This window comes from Actinomadura bangladeshensis, from assembly GCF_004348335.1.
GTDB classification, from domain to species: Bacteria; Actinomycetota; Actinomycetes; order Streptosporangiales; family Streptosporangiaceae; genus Spirillospora; species Spirillospora bangladeshensis.
The window spans coordinates 1-4489 of the sequence record NZ_SMJW01000407.1 but is presented as its reverse complement, the minus strand read 5'-3'; the positions used below and the strand labels follow the sequence as shown (position 1 = coordinate 4489).

The window sequence follows — 4489 nt, the reverse complement described above, 5'->3', positions numbered from 1 at the left end:
GCCCCGGACGCGGCCGCCCGCGCCACCTCCGCCGCCGTCACCGCCCACCGCGCCCTGGGCCTCCGCGACATCTCCCGCACCGACCTCATCGTCGCCCCCGACGGCGAGGTCCACTTCCTCGAAGTCAACGTCGCCCCCGGCATGACCGAAACAAGCCTTCTCCCCCGCGCCATCAGCGTCGCCGGACTGGACCTAGGCGAAGTTTGCGAGTCCCTCCTCCAAGCCCGCCTCACCTGACCGCGCGGCCCCGGTCCCACATCAACGTCGACGACCACGCTCCGCCTTGCCCCTCGCCTCGGTACCGGGCACACGACGGTGACCAAGCCCCGCACGTTCCGGGCAACGACCCACCATCCGAACGGCACCGGGCACGTCGACCACCCCTGGCAGTGAGGCCCGGCGGCAGATCCCGCAGCAACCTCAACAGCGGACCCGCGAGGAGCCTCGACAGCCGGCCCGGCCAGAGAGCTCGGACAGCCAACCTGGCCAGAAAGCTCGGACAGCCCGCCCGGCCAGAAAGCTCGGACAACCGGCCCAGCCAGAGAACTCGGACAGCCCGCCCGGCCAGAGAACTCGGACAACCGGCCCAGCCAGAAAGCCCGGACAACCGGCCCGGCCAAAGAGCTCGACAACAGGTCCGTGAATGAGCTCGGCGGCGGGTGCGGCAGCATCTCGACATCAAACGTTGTGCGGCGCCGGTCGTCGTCCCGGGGCTCGGGCTACAACGTCGCCGAGCGGTACTACGGCAATGGTTCGAACGGCTCAGGCTGCGTGCACACCGGGAACCCCTGCTCCAGGGCGTCCTTCGTTAGGACAGCCAGAGCGTCATACCGTCCCATGCGATTGTGATGTCGCCGCGGTCCGCCGACGTGAGGGGCCACAGCGTGGAGATTGGCCGTCCGGGCGCCGCCGTAGCCCGCCGGGACGTCATGGTCCACAAAGGCACCACCCACGATCGGCAGCACCCTTCGACGACACTGCCAACCATGCAAGCTCGCCCCTCCAGAACGCCGGCAGCCGGGCGACGAGTGCACACAGGCCGCCTCACACGTGCGCCACCTCGGCAGGACCGCCTGAGGCCACCCCGCGCGCGACCGGACCTCCGGCACGACACCCGGGGGGCGCCCCGCATCCGGCCGCACCCTCCGGCAGGACCCCCCGGGGGGCACCCTGCACGCGACGGCACCTCCGGCACGACACCCGGGGGGCGCCTCGCGTGCGGCCGCACCCTTCGGCAGGATCTCGGAGGCCGTACCTACCGGCAGGACCCTCCCGGGGGGACCCTGCACGCGACGGCACCTCCGCGAAGCTACGCGCTGCCACCCCCTGGACCGAACACATAGGCAGGGGTAGGCAGGGGCCCTGGGCAGCCGCAACACCAAGTCCATGTTTCACCTGAAACCCAGGCCATCCCAGGCGTGAGTCGGCCCTCCCACACGGCTGGTGTGCGTGCGTTTGTGGGGGTGCTCGGGAACGCTACCCGGGCGCGTTCGCGGACCTGGACGCCACCTGGGCACGCACTCTCCGACACAACGCCGCACCGTCCTGCTCCGCGGCAAGTCGGTGCCCCTCAGCGGCGACCAGCCCGGCCAGGTCGACGGCAACCGACCGCTACGGAATCAACCCCTCCAGCAGGAGGCCCACGGCTCGGCAATGGACGTCAAGACAGTCCTACTAGGAGGCCTGCACCCGGCGGATCGCTGTCACAGAGTTCACCCGCGAACAGGACTCTCGCTAGGGCCGTCCAGACACCGCGATCGACACGGCAGGGGACCGGGCGCGGGGCCGCTCGTTCTGCCGGGACACCGCTAGGGTCGGCGCCGGCTGCTACTTCGCCGTCTTGGCCCGGCCAAGGCGGGCGGTCAGGACCTCTACGCCGTCCCCGGACAGATGGGGGAGGGCCGCAGCGACCCGTCCGGAAGTGAGAAGGACGATGGCCTTGAGCGGCCCTTGGATGGACGGCCCATCACCACGCAACCACGATGCATCCGTTGCTTCGATGCGGAGACCGCGCAGGCGCTTCTTGGCGCCGAAGCCGAAGGGCGGCGGAATCTGCCAGATACGGTTGACGGCCACCAGTGCGGGGCGCTCCGGCATCGCGAACTCACGCCCAAGCGGAACGAAGATGTCCTGTGCATGGACGAGAACGTCCAGGAGCGGCTCCTTGGTGGTAGTGCCGGGCGCGAGTCGCCGAGAGGACGCGGCGCTGCGCAGGACGGCGATCAACTCGTCGTTCGGAAGGGCTGCGCGCTCGATCGCCGTCTCGCGAATGAACTTGTGGAAGCTCCCGCGCGCCCGCACGAACTCGCGGACTGCCGAACCCAAGGTGATCTCCGTGGCCAGGCCGACATGGGCGACCACGTCCCGGACGCGCCAGCCCTCACACAACGAAGGCTGTTCCCATTCCTCCGGACGAAGCTCGGGAAGGGCCTCCGCAACGGCCAGCCGCTGCTCGGCGATGTGCCGCCACATCTCTTCGCGATCCACCAGAATCTCCTCAGCTCGAACCACCGGGAGCCACTCTGCGGAAGATATGGCCCACCAAGCCCGAACGTCCACAGCCACTCCAACGCACCTAGGGCCCGGCTCCGGCAGCTCCCACGACGTGGGGCCGGCAGAACGGTGCCGGCGACTCCATCGAGCGGTGCCTGTCGTGGACGCTCTTTAGGTAGCCGTCGGTCGGCTCGCAGATGCAGCGAGGCGTACAGGACGACGGGCAGCATTGACCGGTCGATGGAGATCACGCCGTCCGCGGCGCTTGCCACGTCTCCGGACTGGGGATTTCCGCTCGCCTGTATGCCCCTCTGCGGTCGGAACGCTTAGCTGGACCAGGGGTATGTGCGCTCGCCAGACGTCTCAGGCCGCAGGGGAAACACCCTTCACGCGAGGACGGCATCGCGCAGGGGAGCCAGTCATCAAGCAGGATGCGCAGGAACATCGACGAATGGCGACTGTCGAAGACGCCTTTGAGGTCGCCCGCCGTCCCCCGGGTGTAGCCAGCACACACGACGGCGAGCTGCGACGGTTGGTCGATGAAGATCACGCGCATCGGTGCCGTCCACACGCAGTCCTCGGGTCCCTCCTCACCTCCTATGGCGCTCACGAGATGAGGACGAATGACCAGGCTGACGCGTGCGTCGGACATTGCCGGGCAATAGGCGGGCTGACCACCTGTACGCCGGGACGGCGCTACGTACAGGAGGCCCGCCCTCAGCAGCAAGGCGTGCAAGAGCCCCAAGGGGCGGTGGCTGTCGACGTCACTCTGGAATGCCGGTCGTCCCGCAGGTGCAAGGGTGCGCAGCAAACGGCGGCGACAGCGACTGCTGCCCCACCGAGCGGTGGTTGTTGTGGACGCCCTAAGGTCACAGCCGGGCGCCCCGCAGGTGCGGCGGAGCGTGCGAGACGGTAGACAGCAGTGACCGGTCGATGGGAGATCAGGCTTTATCCGCAGCGTCCGCGAGCCGCTCGTTCGTGCTCAGAACCCCCTCATCCAAGAGTCCTTGTCATCCAAGAGTCCTTGCGTGGGTAAGGGCAGCACAGCCAGGCCAGTAGCCGGGCCAGGATGCGCGTGGCGGGCGTTGGGGGCTGCGGGCGGACGATTGGCGGACTCTCTGGAGGCCCAGAACTGCACCTGACCTCCGGCCGGCGTCTTCGCCGTACCCGAGGTATCGACCACGGGCACACGACACCCGTGTCGGCCGGCTCGGGCCGGTGGCCGGGTCAGCGCGCCCGGCTGAGCGCTCGAAGGTCGAGACTGCCTGCGGCCGCTGTGTCCAGAGCGACGGGCTCTGTCGATGTTTCACGAGAAACATCGGGATGGCTGTCGGAGCTGCCTCGGTGTCCGGGGAGACGAGCACCAGTCATCTGAAGGTGCGAAGTGAGCTCCCGCCGTGTCAGGCATCGATGTGGAGGCGCCCTAGTCGGTATCCGCGTTAAGGTGCGCCCGGCCCCCGTCGGCGGCGTCAGCAGCATCTCGGGCGTCTGTGACGGGGCGGCCTACCGTGCCTGTCGTCTGTTGCGTGGCCGTCCACAGCGGCGTGCCGGTGTGTCCATTGGGCGGGCAAGCCTCTCAATCACGCAGGTGGGCTGCCAGCTGGGCGCCAGAGGCGTTCGACATTTCGGGGAACCTTGGGGCGGCGCTCGGACGGACACGGCGGTGGTTGTCAGCGTGCTGCGCCGCGCCCTGCTGTCGAGGGAAGGTCGAGGTGCCGCTGGGGTCGGCAAGAGTGGGGATGTTTCACGGGAAACGTTCCGGGGGCGTCTTAGCGGCGAGGGCGTGCAGTTGTCGGCGCGCTGTGCTGCCGCCGCGCGATGCCCCCGAAGCCGGGCGGGTAGGGCGCGCTGAGACCGGGCACGGATGGGGATGTTTCACGGGAAACGTTCGAATGGTGCGCAGCGCGGAGGGGTATCTCGGCGCCCCGCCGCCGCACTTTGCATCTCATGGTGGGGCGCCAGGGTGAGACGGGCGGGGCGCTGCTGAGGCGTGGAG

The 4489-nt window shown here is 69.1% G+C and carries 1 protein-coding gene and 1 pseudogene; one reads left to right on the top strand and one right to left on the bottom strand.

Annotated features, from left to right (window positions below; genetic code table 11):
- Positions 1 to 237, top strand: a pseudogene (locus tag E1284_RS38740) (D-alanine--D-alanine ligase); the annotation flags it as partial.
- 1590 nt (positions 238 to 1827) lie between these two features.
- Here E1284_RS38740 and E1284_RS38735 read toward each other — a convergent pair.
- A complete protein-coding gene (locus E1284_RS38735) occupies positions 1828 to 2487 on the bottom strand; it encodes a maleylpyruvate isomerase family mycothiol-dependent enzyme (protein ID WP_131945113.1) in 660 nt (219 codons plus the stop codon).
- Positions 2488 to 4489 lie beyond the last annotated feature (2002 nt).